Source organism: Neptunicella marina, assembly GCF_014270035.1.
Classification (GTDB): Bacteria; Pseudomonadota; Gammaproteobacteria; order Enterobacterales; family Alteromonadaceae; genus Neptunicella; species Neptunicella marina.
In genome coordinates this window covers 145,632-161,399 of record NZ_JACNEP010000001.1, presented here as the reverse complement: position 1 = coordinate 161,399, position 15,768 = coordinate 145,632, and the positions used below count along the sequence as shown (strand labels likewise).

Here is a 15,768-nt window from a genome sequence, read left to right as displayed (position 1 = left end):
CTTACTAAACGATATTGTAAAGGTCGCCAATAAAAAAGCCCACTAAAGTGGGCTTTTAAAATAGGTTATTTATCGATTAATAAAATGACTTTTTGAATTCAATGCCCACAATACGTGGTTCATTGACGATACCGGTCAGGTTATTGAAATCGATGGCGCCTTTTAGGTTATCTTCATCGGTGATATTGCGACCGAATAACGCCACTTCATAGCCATCAGCGAAGTTCTCATAACCAATGCGCAAGCCACCTTCATAGTTACCATCTGTTCTGAATTCATAAGATTCATATAAGAACAGGTTAGTTTTACCTTGCCATGCCCAATCGGTATAAGCGAAGAACTCTCCGTCATTACCTACTGGAACAGTGTAACGAGCCGTTACGCTCAACGTTGAGCGAGGTGCCTGAGGGAAAGGATTACCATCAACATACGCTAAGCCGTTTTCCATTTTATCCAGTGGAGAACACATACCAGAACCACAAGGGGCAACTTTTAAATTGTCATCCTGAATTTCTGTGTGGTTGTAGCTGTAACCGGCTGTGATGGTTAGATAGTCGGTTGCAACCCATTCCAGGTCGGTTTCAAAACCAAAGCCAACACCCTTATCGGCATTAACCAGTTGCGTCAGGTTATCAACACCACCAATGGCTGAAAACTGCATGTTATCCACCTGGTAGTAGAAAGCGGCAGCATTAACACGTAGTTTGTTGTTAATCAGGTCTGATTTGATACCTGCTTCAACAGAATCAATGGTTTCTGAATCGGCGACAGAAGGCGCCGATTCAAACGCCACATCACGGCCTTGAATAGTTTGCGCGCGGAAACCACGGGCTAAACGAGCAAATACGCTGGTATCAGACGTAACACGATAGTTGGCGCTTAAATCCCAGCTTACTTTACCGTCACTCACATTAATTGGGTCGTAGTCCTGAACAGATGCAGCACCAATGACCAGTGCAAAACCGTCAACGTTTTGCTCACCAACGTCTAAAGACTTCTTATCGTGGGTATAACGAATACCTGCGCTGATGTTTAATTTATCAGACACATCGTAAGAAGACTGGCCAAATACCGCCCAGGTGGTGTTGCTGTGAGATACAGTCGTGGCACCAAAGAATCCGTCAATACTGGTTACATCAAATGATGAATCAAAGTAAAACGCACCCACTTGCCAGTTGATTCCGTCTTTAGTATCAGAGGCTAAACGGATTTCCTGAGTAAATTGCTCCAGATCTTTTAATTGATCTTCAGTTACTGCATCAAATCCAATCGTACCAGGGAAGGTTAATACCGGGCCTCCCGCGTCAACAAAATTGTCGCTGGTCAAGCCATTTGGCACTGGCATGTCAACGTTGTAAGTATAAACACCACCGTCGATATCACCTAAACTGTGGCCATCGGCTTTTTCAAATGCAGTAATCGAGGTCAGTGTTAAATCTGCAAAATCGTAATCCAGTTTTAACGATGCTCCGGTGTTGTCATAACCCTGAGGGTTATTGTCACCTTTGTCATAATAAACAACGTCACGATCATAGTTTTGATTAATGTCGTTGCTGCCTTTAGTCAGTATGTTGGCGCGGAAGATAGATGCTGTACCATCCAGAGTACGATCATGTACATTTAACAAAGCACTGAAATTTTCGCTTGGCTCAAATAAAACCTGTAAACGCGCAGCTTTTTCATCAAAACCGCCCATTGCATCTTTTTCGCCGGTGTAACCATTGTCGATATAGTCATCTCTGTCTTGTGATAAAACAGACAAACGCGCAGAAACCGTATCGCTCAGAGCTCCGCCAACAGCACCTTCGATATTGACAGTTCCGTAACTACCGTAACCTGCTTTGATGAAAGCATCGAAGGTTTGTGATGGACGCACGGTATCGAACTTTACGATACCCGCAGTAGTATTGCGTCCAAACAGAGTACCTTGCGGACCTCGAATCACTTCGACGTTTGCCACATCAAATAATGGAAAGCTTTTTAATACAACGTTTTCCATGACCACATCGTCCATCACCACAGAAACAGGCTGCGATGCGGCTAAGTCAAAATCGGTGTTGCCTAAACCACGCATGTAAAAGCGCGGGGCAACCCGTCCGTTTGATGATTCAGCATATAATCCAGGAATGCGGGTCGCTAATGCTAAAACGTCGTCACCGCCAGAAAAAATAGCGTTAAAACGTTCACCATTTAAGGTTGCAATAGAAATCGGAACTTCCTGTAAGGTTTGCGTTCGTTTTTGTGCAGTAACTGTAATTTGCTCCAGACCAGATTGTTTTTCGTTATTATTCTGTTCTTGCGCAAATGTTACAGGGGCCAGCATTGCGGCATGGATGCATAGTGCGAGTGAGGCTTTCTTCAAAGTTTTCATTATCTGTACCAGTTGATGTGCCTAAGTGTAAGTGTGTGTGGTCATTTGAATGACGTAAGTCAGTTGTAGACCATATGTGTAAAGCGCTCAAATGTCAGAGCACGTTGGACGGTTGAATATTTTACCAGCAAATTTAAATAAAGGATCATTAAATTGTAAGAAATGCTTAACAATGAGTAACTTTGCTCTGAAAGCATTGTTTTTAAACTGGTCTAACCTTTGTAAATTAATTGTGAAATAAGCAACATGCCTATTACACGTTGCTTTTGCAGTCCACTCGTGTGCCTTTATGGTTAATTTTCAGTTAAGGTAATTTCAGATTTAGATAATTGAATTTTGCGTTGCTTATAAAGCTGACCAAGCGCTTTTTTATAAGCATTTTTACTGACATTAAATGTTTGGTAAATAACATCGGCATCCGCTTTGTCGGTAATATTACTGATACCGTTGTTTTGGCGTAGGTGTTGCAAAATCTGTTCTGTCAGTGAATCACGTGCTGATTGATCGTTAAATTGCAGACACAGATCCATACGACCATCATCCCGGATATGTTTAATAAATCCATCAAGCTTTTGGCCAATATAAAGTGGCTTGAACGCTTCATCTTTAAACAGCAAACCTAAATGGGTGCCATTAATCACTGCTTTATAGCCCATAGGCGTGCGGGCATAGATTTGTAGTTTTACCGGTTGTTTTTCTTCAAAGTTATCTGCCGTTTCTGCGAGAAAATAATGTAACCTGGAAGAGGCGACAACACGTCCCGTCACTTTATCCAGATAGATATAAACCAGATAATTTTTCCCTTCCTGCATCGGGCTTTCCTGCTCTTTGCGCGGAACAAATAAATCTTTTTCTATGCCCCAATCCAGGAATGTGCCGACTGGCTTGGTTGCTACTGCACGTAATAACGCTATTTCACCTAATTTGGCCTTGGGATGCGACGTGGTGGCGACTAACTCGCTGTCGGCATCATGGTATATAAATACCTTTAGTTGCTGGCCCTGAGTTGCATCTGCTGGTACGTGTGCATTAGGAAGTAATACGCGATTACCCAGCTCATCGCTCAGGTATACGCCGTAGGGCAGAATGTCATCAATCTTTAGAGTATAAAACGTACCGGCTTGCAGCATAAAAGTGCCTTTGAAGATTACAGCAAAATGTTAAAGCCGTATTGTATAACAGTAATGACGATAATACTGATATAAAGTCCCAGCCATTAACATATGGTAAATCACCTGGATATTGCTTTGTTTACTATGGGGAATTAGCAATAACACAATGCATAAACCCAACAGTACTGATGCCGTGTAGAAATGATAAGCGTGGATTTTATTTCTGATAAGCCCGGCAGCAATTATTATGAAACCAGAGACCAGACTGAAATAGCTAATCAAGGCAATATTAAAGGCATAGCCACTCAGGGAAAACAGCAATAATAACCACAACCAATTTACACTATAGTGTCGGGGCTTTAAGTTAAGAGCCAGTAATAGAATATAACCGGTTATTCCGACGCTAATACTCAATAAGGTGGTTTGTTGTTCCAGCGAAAGCCAGGGTAATCCTGCCCGGCTTGCAGCACTAATCGCGGCGCAGACGGCTACAACAATTAACATGCTTCCTGATAATTTAATGGTTAATTGTGGTTTGGCAATCAGTTCGATAGCGATTGATATGCAGGTAACACAAAGAACAAGTGCGGCGCCGATAGCAATAATATGTTCTGGCATAAATAAGTAATTGAGTAAATTTAATCACATTATCTGACCAGAAATAATATGAAGCTACAAGTAAACCTTTTAGGGCGGATTGACCTTTGGGTTATGAATTTTGTTTAAAACCAATACCTTTTGGCCGCGACGTTGGGTTGCTGTCTCTTACTATTTAAAAAAAAGGTGTCACAAGCCAACAGCCGGTAACAAAGGGCAAAAGCGGGGAATTGACCCCTGCAAACGGCTGCAAAAATCAACGCCTGCTATTTTAGTCAGTTTACGTTTTTTATATTCCTGAATTAAATATTATTTAAAATGTTTTGATTGTGGAATATTATATCTTTAATGGTTTTCCAGGGCCTAAAATGAATAAACTCAGGCTTATGATAAACTGTCGCTGATATTAATTTTACAGGAAAGAGCACATGCGAGTAGGTCAACATACTGCTGATTTAATAGGTCAGACTGATCTATTAAAAATTCCTTCTTTATCTGCATTAAGCGGCAGCAATATTTATGTGAAGTGTGAATTTCAAAACCCGGGGGGATCAATAAAAGATCGTGCGGCTCTGCAAATGGTTAAAGATGCCATGGCAAAAGGTGAGTTAAAACCGGGTATGACTGTGGTTGAAGGGACTGCCGGTAATACTGGAATAGGTCTGGCACTGGTAGCGAAATCCTTTGATTTAAATGCACTCATTGTAATGCCTAATGATCAGAGTAAAGATAAAGAACGCATGATTAGTCTGTATGGTGCTGAACTGAAAACAGTTGCTCCTTGTCCTTTTGCCAATCAGGCGCATTTTTATCATCAGGCCAGACAAATGGCTGAACAGAATACGAATTACTGGTGGGCGAATCAGTTTGAAAATACCAGTAATTTTCGTGCACATTACTTACAGACAGGTCGTGAAATTTGGCAACAAACGCAGGGTAATATTGATGTGCTGGTATCAGTGGCGGGCACTGGTGGAACTCTGGCTGGCACATCCCGTTACTTGAAAAAACAAAATGCCGATATTGAAGTATGGTCAGTTGATCCTGATGGATCAGGTATCTTTAATTTTCTGCAGCATGGTGAATATAAAAATCAGGGTGGCTCACTGACCGAAGGCATCGGTATTATGCGTCTGGTCGAAAATTTTAAACAGGCTGAAATAGATTACGCCGTTAATTTACCAGATGCAGATATTCTGACTATTGCACGTCATGTGCAGCAGCATGACGGTTTTATTTTAGGTAGCAGCTCGGCATTAAATGTAGCTGCGGCTTTTTTAGCTGGTTTAAAACGTCCAGGTAAAAACATCGTGACTTTTGCCTGTGATTTAGGCGAGCGTTCTGCCGCTAAATTATATAATCCGGAATATCTGGCATCTCGTTCACTCGCCCCTTCTTTTGCTTCCATTGATGGTTTGATGCAGGTTTATCAGCAAAAAGAGCCGGTAAAAGTCAATTGGCGAATGAATGACAATATTGATGATTTGGTGGGCTAATCATGCGATTAAACTGTGATTTAGGTGAAAGCTATGGTCGCTGGCAACTGGACAGTGAACAGCGAGCGATGCCGCTGGTTGATCAGGCCAATATCGCCTGTGGTTTTCACGCTGGAGATCCACTTTCGATTGTTCAAACTCTTAAACTGGCTAAACAATACGATGTGGAAGTCGGTGCTCATCCTTCTTATCCCGATTTAGCCGGTTTTGGCCGTCGATCCATGACACTGGATTCTGATGAACTCATTGCGGTTATTCAATACCAAATTGCGGCGTTAGACGGGCTGGCACAATCACAAGGCATAAATATCACCTACGTGAAACCTCATGGTGCGCTGTACAACGATATGATGAAAAATCGTGATATTTTGCGGACTGTTATGCAGGCTGTTGCGGATTATCACAAACCACTTAAGTTAATGTTACAGGCAGGCAGCGATAACAGTGATATTAATGCACTGGCGCAACATCATCGGCTAACCTGTTACTTTGAAGCCTTTGCCGACCGACGTTATACCGAACAGGGATTTTTAACCCCACGTGGTCAGGCGGGTGCCGTATTGAATGCCGAACAAACGCTGGAGCAGGTTACGTTGTTAAACCAGACCGGTGAAGTCATTACCGACAGTGGAAAACGTTTAAAATTGTCAGCTGATACCTTATGTGTACACGGTGATAATCCTCACGCTATTGCGCAATTAGCGCAAATAAAACAACTGGTTAGTAAATGAGAATTCAAGTAGCTGCAGAAAATGCGTTGATAATTTATTTTGCAGAACAGGTCAGTGAAAAAACACTGGCTCAAGTTCAGGCATATACATCGTTATTGGCTGATAAAAATCAACATAATTATGTGATTGATTTAGTACCGTCTTATACCTCGTTAATGGTGGTGTACGATGTAACAAAGATTAACCATTCACAGCTTGTGCAACAGCTGGAAACACTTGCCGTACAGAGCGTTAGTAACGGTGAGGCTGGTAGTAAAGACGTGGTTATCCCTGTTTATTATTCATTAGACACGGGGCCTGATTTAGAGCGTATTGCAACGCATCATCAGATTGATGTTGAAAAGGTGATTGAATTACACCAATCACAAAGTTATCTGGTGTACGCCATTGGATTTGCCCCCGGATTTGCTTATTTAGGCAGCGTGCCGCCGCAAATTGCGATGCCAAGATTAAGCACCCCACGTAAGCGTGTACCCAAAGGTGCAGTGGCTATTGCTGATCGTCAGACTGCGGTATATCCGGCAGCCTCACCCGGAGGCTGGAATATTATTGGCAACAGCCCTATGACGCTGTTCGACCCAAGTGCCAATCCGGTTATGCCCTTTAATGTTGGTGACAGGGTGCGTTTTGAATCTGTAAATTTAAGCCAATTTAAACAACTGGGAGGCCAACCCGATGAGTTTTAATCTGGTTAAACCCGGTATGTTAACTCTGTTGCAGGATACCGGACGTTTTGGTTATGCCCATTTAGGATTAACCCAGGGTGGGGTGCTTGACAGTCAAAGTGCGCGCTGGGCGAACCTGTTGTGTGGTAACGATGAAAATGCCCCTTTACTGGAAACGACCTATGGCGGTGTTGAATTGGAGATTACCTCGGATTGCACACTCGCGATTACTGGAGCTCCGGCGATTATTCGCGTTGATAATGTTGAAGTGCCACAGTGGTTAACCTTTAAGGTTAACAAAGGGCAAAAAGTGGTCATTGGCAGACCTGTGCGCGGGATTAGAAATTATATTGCTATCGCTGGTGGCTTTGATGTTGAGCGTGTTTTTAATAGCAGTTCGATGGTGATGCGTGAGCAGGTAGGACCTAATCATGGCCAGCCTCTAAAATCAGGCCAGAATCTGGTTGCAGGTAAAATCGCAGATCTTGCTGTCAGGCAGGCCGTGGTGCCATTTTATTTACGCCCCAGTTTTTCTCAGTTTGTGACTTTACGTGTGGTGTTAGGGTTTCAGCACGAACAATTTTCTAACCACCATAAACAGACCATGTTTGAAAGTGTGTATCAGGTTACTGAATATTCAGATCGCATGGGCTGTCGGTTACAAGGGCCTGCGGTGATACCTGCATCTGAAAATATGGTGTCGGAAGGGATCCCATTAGGTGCCGTGCAATTGCCCCCCGATGGACAACCGATAGTGATGATGAATGACCATCAAACTATTGGAGGTTACGCCAAAATGGGCAGCGTATTGTCGATAGATTTAGCTTTGTTAGCCCAATGCCAGCCGGGGGCTCAAATATTATTTGAGCCAATAGATATTGAACAGGCGCAGCAAATTTTGTTACTTGAACGGCAACGCTGGCAGCAACCACAAGTCAGAATACTTAATTAAGCGGAAATTGTTACTGAAATTACATTTGCAGAAGTAACAAAATCTTTTAGTATGCGTGGCCTCGGTACTCAATGGATTGAGGCGCGTTAACCTTTTGTTTTTAGTCGGAATAAAAAATGAGCATTGCCTTTTTAAATGGTGAATTTTTACCTTTGAGCGAAGCACGAATTTCACCGCTTGATCGTGGTTTTTTATTTGGTGATGGTATTTACGAAGTGGTTCCATCTTACCAGGGCAAACTGGTAGGTATGGTTCCTCACATTGAGCGCATGCAGTCTGGATTAGCGTCAATTGGCATTAAATTCGACTGGAGTATGGATAAATGGCAAACCGTGATTGACCAATTGCTGGAACAAAACGGTAAAGGTAATCTTGGCGTGTATATTCACGTATCACGAGGTGCCGATACCAAACGTTTCCATGCTTATCCTGATAATGTTGAACCAACGGTATTTTTGTTTTGTTATGATATTCCGTCGTCTCCTACCGCTGATGCAAGTAAAACCAAAGGTTTAAAAGTGAATACGCAGCAGGATTTACGTTGGCAACGCTGTAATATTAAATCGACGTCTTTGCTTGGCAATGTGATGCATTTTCAGCAGGGATACGCCAACGGTTATCACGAATCTTTGCTGTTTAACGAAAACAATGAACTGACTGAAGCCAGTAGTTGCAATGCTTACATAGTAAAAGATGGTGTTGTGATCACTCCACCTTTGGATAATCAGATTTTGCCGGGTGTGACCCGTAAAATTCTGCTGGATATTTTGCGTAAAGACGGCAGTATCACTGTTGAAGAGCGAGTGGTGAACATGCACGAAGTAAAAAATGCAGATGAAGTGTGGATCACCAGTTCCAGTAAAGATATTGCCGCTGTTATTGAAGTCGATGGTCAGCCTGTGGCAGATGGTAAAATTGGCCCTGTATGGCAAAAAGCGATGCAATTGTTCAGTGAACAAAAGTTTAATTATTGAATGAGTCATTCTGTTTACCGTAGCCGCCCGGCCAGGGCGGTAATTGATTTAAATGCCATCCGTTGCAATTATCAGCTCGCCTGTGAATTTAGCGCTGGCGGCAAGGTTTTAGCGGTGATAAAAGCGGATGCCTATGGGCATGGTGCGATTGCGGTGGCGAAAGCCTTATCCGGTTTAGCGCCTGCGTTTGGCGTTGCCTGCGTGGAAGAAGCTATTGTATTACGTGATGCGGGTATAGCAGAACCGATTTTATTGCTCGAAGGCCCATTTCATCCCAATGATATTCAACTGGCGGCCAAATATGGGTTCTGGTTGATGTTGGAAAATACCACTCAGGTAGATTGGTTTTTACAGGCAGATATCAGCGCAAAAGTGGGTGTCTGGCTAAAAGTTGATACAGGAATGCATCGTCTGGGGTTATTACCGCATCAAGTGGTTGATTGTTATTCCAGGTTACAAAACTGCAATAAAGTGGCCGGTGATATTGTATTAACCAGCCATTTTGCTTGTGCTGATGAGCTGGATAATCCGTTTACATCATCTCAATTAAGTCAATTTGAATCACTCGAACAGCAATTATCAGGCCCCGCAAGTCTGGCAAATTCTGCCGCTATTCTGGGCTGGCCGTCGACACAACGGGAGTGGGCGAGAGCGGGTTTAATTTTATTTGGTATCTCACCTTTTGAAGATCAGCGTTTTAGTGAACAACTCAAACCAGCAATGACACTGGAGTCTCAAATTATCTCGCTACGCACGATTAAAGCGGGTGATGTAGTGGGGTACAGTGCCAGCTGGCAGGCAGAAAGAGATACAGTGATTGCCACTATTGCCATTGGTTATGCGGATGGTTATCCACGTGTGGTATCAAGCGATACTCAGGTGTTAGTTAATGGTCAGGCCGCCACACTGGCAGGCAGGATATCGATGGATATGCTGGCCGCCGATGTCACCCATATACCAAATGTCGCGATTGGTGACAGGGTTGAGTTATGGGGCCGCAACTTGTCGGTTGCAGAGGTTGCAGCCCGGGCTACAACCATTAGCTATGATTTACTGGCTGCGATGCCTGCCCGAGTTCCGCGTGAATATTTACAATCAGCCTGCTGGCATCAATAATGACTTGTCATTAATGCCCATGGCTGCGATAAATTAGCTTATTTTTAAGTTTCTCATTCTCAAGTCGGAGGTTTACTTCGCGGTACAAAATAATATTACCTTTTAAATTCACATCTGAGCCTATGCTCAGAATATTTTTTGATAAACGCTGGTTACCCCAAAAACTTTTTTCCGGTCGGCGGATAATAATATCACCACCTATCTGGCTGTTTCCTTCCAGGGTGATATTGCCATTCACCACATCAATATCGCCATTCATCCGAACTGAATCTAAATTTATATTGCCGTTAACGGCTTCAATATCCCCATTAATCTGAGTTTCACTTCCCAGACTGATATTACCGTTAACCGTTTCTACACCATGCGTTATATTCACTTTTTGTTTGACGTCTATATCACCATTAACAGTACTCGCAGAGCGGATCGAGGCGCTGTCACCAACATCAATATTGCCGTTGACGCTTTCGAGGGATAGCGCCTCACCGTATGCGGGAATGGTGATATTTTCATTCACCGTTGAGATATTTGTTATATGTTGCGCGTCAAATTTATCTGAGCTGTTAACGCTAAATTTTCCGTGATTAGGTGTGATTTGCACAACACAGGCACTTAAACTCATAAGTGCACCGGCAACCAGAAGAGCACGTGTTGTTTGGTATTGATTCAGAATTGGCATGATGTGTTCCTGTCATTATTGTTTAGTAAATTAATGACAGGTTAATTAGCAATTCATTTGCCAATATTTAACTATTTGAAATTTAAAGGAATTAAACTGGTTATTAATAGTTTTAATGAGCTAAATACTAATATTTAGTGAGTTTTACTACATATTGTCTTATTTAACGCTGTAGCCAATTCTGCTTATTTGGCATAATAGCACTACTTTTTATGAGGAATTGTGAGTATGTCAGTAAATCCTGTTTTATTAGAGCGTAGTGGTCATAAGTGTGAGCTTTGCTCCAGTGAACAAAACTTATCCAGTTACGAGTTGCCGGCTTCCGGTGATCGCACCGATTGTCAGGTAGTGGTATGTGAAACCTGTTTAGCACAAATTGAAGGTAATAAAGACATGGATGCCAATCACTGGCGTTGTTTAAACGACAGTATGTGGAGTCCTGTGCTTCCAGTGCAGATTTTATCCTGGCGTTTACTGAAAAAACTAAGCAACAGCGAAATGTGGGCACAGGATCAACTTGAAATGATGTATCTGGAAGATGATGACAAGGCCTGGGCAGAAGCGGGAGCCTATAGTGATGATTCCATCGTGCATAAAGACAGTAATGGTGCGGTCTTAAAAGCAGGCGACACCGTAACCATTATTAAAGACTTAAACGTGAAAGGTACCAGTTTTGTTGCTAAACGTGGCACGGCCGTGCGTGGTATTGGTTTAACTGACAATCCAGAACATATTGAAGGGCGTGTAAATGGTACCCGCATCGTTATCCTGACACAGTATGTTAAAAAATCTTCCTGATATGCGGAATATTCTGCGCTTTGCTGCTGTTATTCTGTAGTAGTAAAGTGGAATTCTTGTTTAAAACTCTCCAATAAAAATTGTGTCAGGGCCTCAACGGCTGGCCCTGCCTCTGACTGTGCGGTTTTAATCAAATAAATCGGAATATGAGTGTCCATATTTACATCGGTGTCGAGTTGAACAAGCTCTTGTTTATGCAGTGGCTGCCGTATCCTGTCTCTGGGTAATTTAGCGAATCCCAAGCCCGCTTTTGCAGCTTCAATACTGCTGTTTAAGTGAGAAAAACTCCAGCGCTGCTCCGCGCCTAACCAGCCTGCATCGCGTTGGCGTTTAAGTCCGGAGTCTTTAACCACTATCTGGCGATGGCGCTGTAAATCAAGCGCTGTTATTTTTCTGTCTAACTGACCGAGTGGGTGAGATGGTGAAGCGACATAAACCAGATCGGTTTTACTTAGAGGGATGCCAATAAATCCGGTCACAACTGTCGGGCTTAAGACGATATCTGCTTTACGAAACAGTACAGCCTCATCAGTGCCGGATAATACACTTTCTACAATATTGATTCTTGGTTCAGGATGTGCAGAGGAAAAACGCTGTAATGCACAAAATAATGGGTCTTGAGGTACTACTGCGTCTAACGCAAGTGTTATTTCAGTTTCCCAGCCTGTGGCAAGGTATTTCGCTATATTTTCAATTTCTTTCGCCTGGGATAATAAGTTGCTGGCATGACGATAGAGTAATTTTCCTGCTTCAGTTAACTCTGATTTTCGTCCTTGTTGCACTAGTGCAGGCACAGGCAGCTGTTGTTGCATACAGGAAACAATATAACTGACACTTGATTGACTCTTATTTAATCGTTCAGCCGCTTTGGCAAACGAACCTTCTTCAACTACTGCTTTAAAAGTAGCCCATTGCTCTAAGGTGATTTTAGGAAACATGATTAATCGAAAAAGTTGTTTGATTGATGCGAATATATCGCACATTAGATTAAATATTAAGGATTATTATATAAGCACAAATTAATTAGGAGTGTTTAATCATGAAATCGTCTCTGCTTTATATTCAATCTAGTATTTTTGGTGACAACGGTGTGTCCACAGGTATTGCACGTAATTTAATTCAAAAACTGACAGAAAATGGTGACGTTAATGTTGTCGAACGTAATGTTGCCAATGGTGAGATCCCTCACTTCTCGATGGATACCATTGCCGCTATTGGTGAAGGCAATGCTAAACTGGCGGATACGTTAATTAAAGAAGTGCAAGACGCAGATACATTAGTACTGGCTGTGCCTATGTATAACTTCGCTATCCCCACTCAGCTTAAATCCTGGTTCGATCATATTGCACGTGCAGGTGTAACCTTTAAATATACTGAATCAGGTGCAGTTGGCTTGTTAACCAACAAAAAGGTTTACATTGTTATTGCGCGTGGTGGTGTGCACAAAGATCAGGGAACAGATTTGGATAAATCCTACCTGACAACCATTTTTGGATTTTTAGGTATTACTGATATTGAATTTATCTATGCTGAAGGTGTTAATTTAGGTGATGAAACGCGTCAGCAAAGCATAGAGCAGGCTAATAGAGAAGCATTAGCCATAGCGAGCTAAGGTTTTTTATGAATACATTTAGTGTAATCGAGCAATTAAAAGCAACCCCTGCCTCGGATGGTGCAGGGGTCAAATTGCTTCGTGTGTTTGGCGGGCCCGGTCCGGAACGTTTTGATCCATTTTTAATGTTGGATGAATTTGGCTCCGATAAACCCTCTGACTATATTGCAGGTTTTCCTCCTCATCCACATCGTGGCTTTGAAACCGTTACCTATATGCTCAATGGCAAAATGGAACATCGGGATCATTTAGGTAATGTTGGTTTATTGCAGGAAGGCGGCGTGCAATGGATGACTGCGGGAAAGGGGGTTATCCACTCAGAAATGCCAAAACAGCAGGAAGGCCTTATGCGTGGCTTTCAGCTGTGGGTGAATTTGCCAGCTAAAAATAAAATGACACCAGCAAACTATCAGGATATTGATAGTCAGTTAATTCCTTTAAAAGAAACCGATTTTGGTTGGGTTAAAGCTATTGCAGGACATTCTGTTATTAGTGGGCACTCAGTTAAAGGATATTTTGATGTAGCAGACACACAAGTTTTGTATCTGGATATATCAATTAATGCTGGCCAGCAGACCACTGTCGACATTGCCAAAGGGTTTAATACTTTGGTGTATTGTTTCGAAGGCACTGTTGCCATTGGTGAACAAAAAACACCACTGCCAAAACAAAATCTTGCCCGTGTTCAGGGGCAGGGGACTTTATTGTTAACTAATGACAGCGACGTATCGCTGCGGTGTTTAGTGATTGCGGGTAAGCCAATTGGTGAACCTATTGCACAGTATGGTCCGTTTGTAATGAATAACGCTGCAGAAATTGAACAGGCTATTCAGGACTATCAGGCAGGGGTGCTAACGGATTAATATTTAGCTGCGGACTGGGGGAGTTCATCCTGATGCTGTTTGTCACCGGGGGAATCCAGTTCGCGGAAATGTTGTGATACCCGGTTACGTCCCATTTTTTTTGATACATACATGGCTGTATCAGCGTCTGCCAGTAAAGCATCCAGAGAGTAGCCTGATAAACGCGATGACGTTACGCCAAAGCTGGCCGATACATTAAAATGATGTCCAGTGTCAGCCGTTACTATTTTTTCTATTTCCTTTCGGCAGGTTTGAGCAAAGTTTAGTGCACCAATCAGTGGTGTGGCAGGCATGAGCATGCAAAATTCTTCACCACCTATACGACTTATGATGGTTTGTTGCGGAGCCTGAGCCAGACATAAATCGACCACAGTTTTTAATACCCAGTCGCCTGAAGAGTGGCCAAAAGAGTCGTTAATATTCTTAAACTGATCTAAATCGAATACAATGCAGCACACCTCCTGCTCAGTGTGATTACAATATTCCAGTGTCGATTTGGCTATTATTTTGAAGTGTGCGCGACTATAAACGCCCGTTAGTTCGTCATACTCAGCCATTAGTCGCAATTTCTCATGGCTGCGTTTTATTCGGTAAGCCCATGAAAAGGCAATAACTAAACCGATAAAAAGAAGAATCATCATTAGTTGGTTGCGATTGGCATTGGACTGAGATAGTTGCTTTTCGACAGTTAAAAGTTTGTTCTGGTGGTCGAGCTTTTCTATTTTATTTTGTTGTTCAATATAATTTTGTTGGCCTAGCTGAAAAGCGATTTGTTTGGCTTTTATTGCATCAAGATTCTTTTTGTCTGCGATTGCATACTGGATGTGGTATTCGAGCGCTTTTTGATAGTTATTTTGACGTTGGTTTATTTTATAAAGTACATGATAAGCCCGGACTTTTGGTTCGGCATTACCTAATTCTTTACCTGTATTTATTGATTTAAGAGCAAATTCTTTCGCTATTTGCATGTCGCCCGACATAAAATACCCCTCAGCCAACATGGAATAAAATTCACTGATCACCTTGTTGTATTTGGTCTGTTCAGCCTGAGCAAGAAATTGGTTTAGGTACCTTATCAGTTCTTTGTAACGTTGATGTTCTAACATCTTTTTGGCTGCTTCTGAGCGTATTTCACTCACTTCAAGAGACTCGTTTGCTTCGTTGCACAAGGTGATAGCTTTGTCAGTTTCAGGTCCAAATTCATATATTTGATTTAGATTTAACTGGGCCTCAACCATCAATTTATGTGCAAAACATATGTTTCTTGGTGATTTGGCGATAGATAAAAGATTTTTTGCGTACTCATAACCTAATTCGTATTGGTTCATTCGGTTGTATGTCACGGCGACCGCCATCAATATCACGGTTTTCGTTCTTTCATCTGTAACCTGAGACACTTCCGTTACGACTTGGGGCAGTATCGACATAACCACGCTCCAGTTTTCGGCAATGGCTGCCAAATTCACAAGGGTGGCGGCTGCCCGGTGTCTTAAATTGATTGACACATCTGCGTTAGAGATATCCCTCAATATTGCTTCTGCTTCAAGTGTTTTACCGGTGTAAGCCAGGTTATATGCTTGCAGATAATTTAAGTAGTTCTGTTGCTCAGTGGTGAGCTGATGTTGGATTTGACTGATATCTGACAGCTTTTGTCTGAATTTTTCGATATCACTACTGCGGATTAAGTCTGCGTTTTCTAATGCCTGGTTAATTGAAGAAGCACTATCCAAACTTTCAGCTAATGAAAGTTGGATAGCGCTAAAACTAAAATAAAGTCCTATTATAATCGGACGAAAATATTTCAT

15 protein-coding genes are annotated in these 15,768 nt (G+C 42.3%); 9 read left to right on the top strand and 6 right to left on the bottom strand.

Features of this window, described 5'->3' with window-relative positions; genetic code table 11:
• Positions 1–76: 76 nt before the first annotated feature.
• From H8B19_RS00775 to H8B19_RS00765, 3 genes are all read right to left on the bottom strand, one after another.
• The gene (locus H8B19_RS00775) at positions 77–2,371 is read right to left on the bottom strand and encodes a TonB-dependent receptor (RefSeq protein ID WP_186504872.1); all 2,295 of its coding nucleotides are present in this window, start codon (positions 2,369–2,371) and stop codon (positions 77–79) included.
• 293 nt (positions 2,372–2,664) lie between these two features.
• Positions 2,665–3,501 (bottom strand): CvfB family protein, encoded by an 837-nt coding sequence (locus H8B19_RS00770; protein ID WP_186504871.1) that lies wholly within the window; start codon positions 3,499–3,501, stop codon positions 2,665–2,667.
• A gap of 30 nt (positions 3,502–3,531) precedes the next feature.
• Positions 3,532–4,101, bottom strand: coding sequence for a hypothetical protein (locus H8B19_RS00765; protein WP_186504870.1), 570 nt, complete (start codon positions 4,099–4,101; stop codon positions 3,532–3,534).
• 407 nt (positions 4,102–4,508) lie between these two features.
• Here H8B19_RS00765 and H8B19_RS00760 point away from each other — a divergent pair, with 407 nt between their 5' ends.
• From H8B19_RS00760 to alr, 6 genes are all read left to right on the top strand, one after another.
• A complete protein-coding gene (locus tag H8B19_RS00760; protein ID WP_186504869.1) occupies positions 4,509–5,576 on the top strand; it encodes a cysteine synthase A in 1,068 nt (355 codons plus the stop codon).
• A 2-nt stretch (positions 5,577–5,578) separates the two neighbouring features.
• A complete protein-coding gene (locus H8B19_RS00755; protein WP_186504868.1) occupies positions 5,579–6,307 on the top strand; it encodes a 5-oxoprolinase subunit PxpA in 729 nt (242 codons plus the stop codon).
• Positions 6,304–6,993 (top strand): 5-oxoprolinase subunit PxpB, encoded by a 690-nt coding sequence (pxpB, locus tag H8B19_RS00750; RefSeq protein WP_186504867.1) that lies wholly within the window; start codon positions 6,304–6,306, stop codon positions 6,991–6,993. Before H8B19_RS00755 ends, pxpB begins: the two co-directional genes overlap by 4 nt.
• Positions 6,983–7,924: a 5-oxoprolinase subunit C family protein gene (locus H8B19_RS00745; RefSeq protein WP_186504866.1), complete on the top strand. Its 942-nt coding sequence runs from the start codon at positions 6,983–6,985 to the stop codon at positions 7,922–7,924. The genes pxpB and H8B19_RS00745 overlap by 11 nt, the downstream gene beginning before the upstream one ends.
• Positions 7,925–8,040: 116 nt before the next feature.
• Positions 8,041–8,898, top strand: coding sequence for a D-amino acid aminotransferase (locus tag H8B19_RS00740; protein WP_186504865.1), 858 nt, complete (start codon positions 8,041–8,043; stop codon positions 8,896–8,898).
• Positions 8,899–10,014 (top strand): alanine racemase, encoded by a 1,116-nt coding sequence (gene alr / locus H8B19_RS00735; RefSeq protein WP_186504864.1) that lies wholly within the window; start codon positions 8,899–8,901, stop codon positions 10,012–10,014.
• 10 nt (positions 10,015–10,024) lie between these two features.
• Here alr and H8B19_RS00730 read toward each other — a convergent pair whose 3' ends face one another.
• The gene (locus H8B19_RS00730; RefSeq protein WP_186504863.1) at positions 10,025–10,690 is read right to left on the bottom strand and encodes a DUF4097 family beta strand repeat-containing protein; all 666 of its coding nucleotides are present in this window, start codon (positions 10,688–10,690) and stop codon (positions 10,025–10,027) included.
• Between the two features lie 228 nt (positions 10,691–10,918).
• Here H8B19_RS00730 and H8B19_RS00725 point away from each other — a divergent pair, with 228 nt between their 5' ends.
• Positions 10,919–11,488, top strand: a complete 570-nt coding sequence (locus H8B19_RS00725; RefSeq protein WP_186504862.1) for a PhnA domain-containing protein — start codon at positions 10,919–10,921, stop codon at positions 11,486–11,488.
• Positions 11,489–11,517: 29 nt separating this feature from the next.
• Here the strand turns inward: H8B19_RS00725 and H8B19_RS00720 are convergent, their stop codons facing one another.
• On the bottom strand, positions 11,518–12,426 hold the full coding sequence (locus H8B19_RS00720; RefSeq protein WP_186504861.1) for a LysR family transcriptional regulator: 909 nt from the start codon (positions 12,424–12,426) through the stop codon (positions 11,518–11,520).
• A 101-nt stretch (positions 12,427–12,527) separates the two neighbouring features.
• Between H8B19_RS00720 and H8B19_RS00715 the strand changes: the two genes are divergently transcribed.
• Together H8B19_RS00715 and H8B19_RS00710 are read left to right on the top strand one after the other, a co-directional pair.
• Positions 12,528–13,100 carry an FMN-dependent NADH-azoreductase gene (locus H8B19_RS00715; protein WP_186504860.1) on the top strand — a complete coding sequence of 191 codons (573 nt, stop codon included), beginning with the start codon at positions 12,528–12,530 and terminating at the stop codon, positions 13,098–13,100.
• Between the two features lie 8 nt (positions 13,101–13,108).
• Entirely contained in the window at positions 13,109–13,963 is an 855-nt protein-coding gene (locus tag H8B19_RS00710; protein WP_186504859.1) for a pirin family protein, read from the top strand.
• On the opposite strand, the gene H8B19_RS00705 is transcribed toward H8B19_RS00710, so the two are convergent.
• Complete coding sequence (locus H8B19_RS00705) at positions 13,960–15,768, bottom strand: tetratricopeptide repeat-containing diguanylate cyclase (protein ID WP_186504858.1); 1,809 nt, start codon at positions 15,766–15,768, stop codon at positions 13,960–13,962. The two genes, H8B19_RS00710 and H8B19_RS00705, sit on opposite strands and share 4 nt — an antisense overlap.

Coding starts and splice junctions, on each gene's coding strand:
- H8B19_RS00730 (WP_186504863.1), bottom strand. CDS start 10,690: ATGCCAATTCTGAATCAATACCAAACAACACGTGCTCTTCTGGTTGCC.
- pxpB (WP_186504867.1), top strand. CDS start 6,304: ATGAGAATTCAAGTAGCTGCAGAAAATGCGTTGATAATTTATTTTGCA.
- H8B19_RS00775 (WP_186504872.1), bottom strand. CDS start 2,371: ATGAAAACTTTGAAGAAAGCCTCACTCGCACTATGCATCCATGCCGCA.
- H8B19_RS00740 (WP_186504865.1), top strand. CDS start 8,041: ATGAGCATTGCCTTTTTAAATGGTGAATTTTTACCTTTGAGCGAAGCA.
- H8B19_RS00760 (WP_186504869.1), top strand. CDS start 4,509: ATGCGAGTAGGTCAACATACTGCTGATTTAATAGGTCAGACTGATCTA.
- H8B19_RS00745 (WP_186504866.1), top strand. CDS start 6,983: ATGAGTTTTAATCTGGTTAAACCCGGTATGTTAACTCTGTTGCAGGAT.
- H8B19_RS00715 (WP_186504860.1), top strand. CDS start 12,528: ATGAAATCGTCTCTGCTTTATATTCAATCTAGTATTTTTGGTGACAAC.
- H8B19_RS00705 (WP_186504858.1), bottom strand. CDS start 15,768: ATGAAATATTTTCGTCCGATTATAATAGGACTTTATTTTAGTTTTAGC.
- alr (WP_186504864.1), top strand. CDS start 8,899: ATGAGTCATTCTGTTTACCGTAGCCGCCCGGCCAGGGCGGTAATTGAT.
- H8B19_RS00720 (WP_186504861.1), bottom strand. CDS start 12,426: ATGTTTCCTAAAATCACCTTAGAGCAATGGGCTACTTTTAAAGCAGTA.
- H8B19_RS00710 (WP_186504859.1), top strand. CDS start 13,109: ATGAATACATTTAGTGTAATCGAGCAATTAAAAGCAACCCCTGCCTCG.
- H8B19_RS00765 (WP_186504870.1), bottom strand. CDS start 4,101: ATGCCAGAACATATTATTGCTATCGGCGCCGCACTTGTTCTTTGTGTT.
- H8B19_RS00770 (WP_186504871.1), bottom strand. CDS start 3,501: ATGCTGCAAGCCGGTACGTTTTATACTCTAAAGATTGATGACATTCTG.
- H8B19_RS00725 (WP_186504862.1), top strand. CDS start 10,919: ATGTCAGTAAATCCTGTTTTATTAGAGCGTAGTGGTCATAAGTGTGAG.
- H8B19_RS00755 (WP_186504868.1), top strand. CDS start 5,579: ATGCGATTAAACTGTGATTTAGGTGAAAGCTATGGTCGCTGGCAACTG.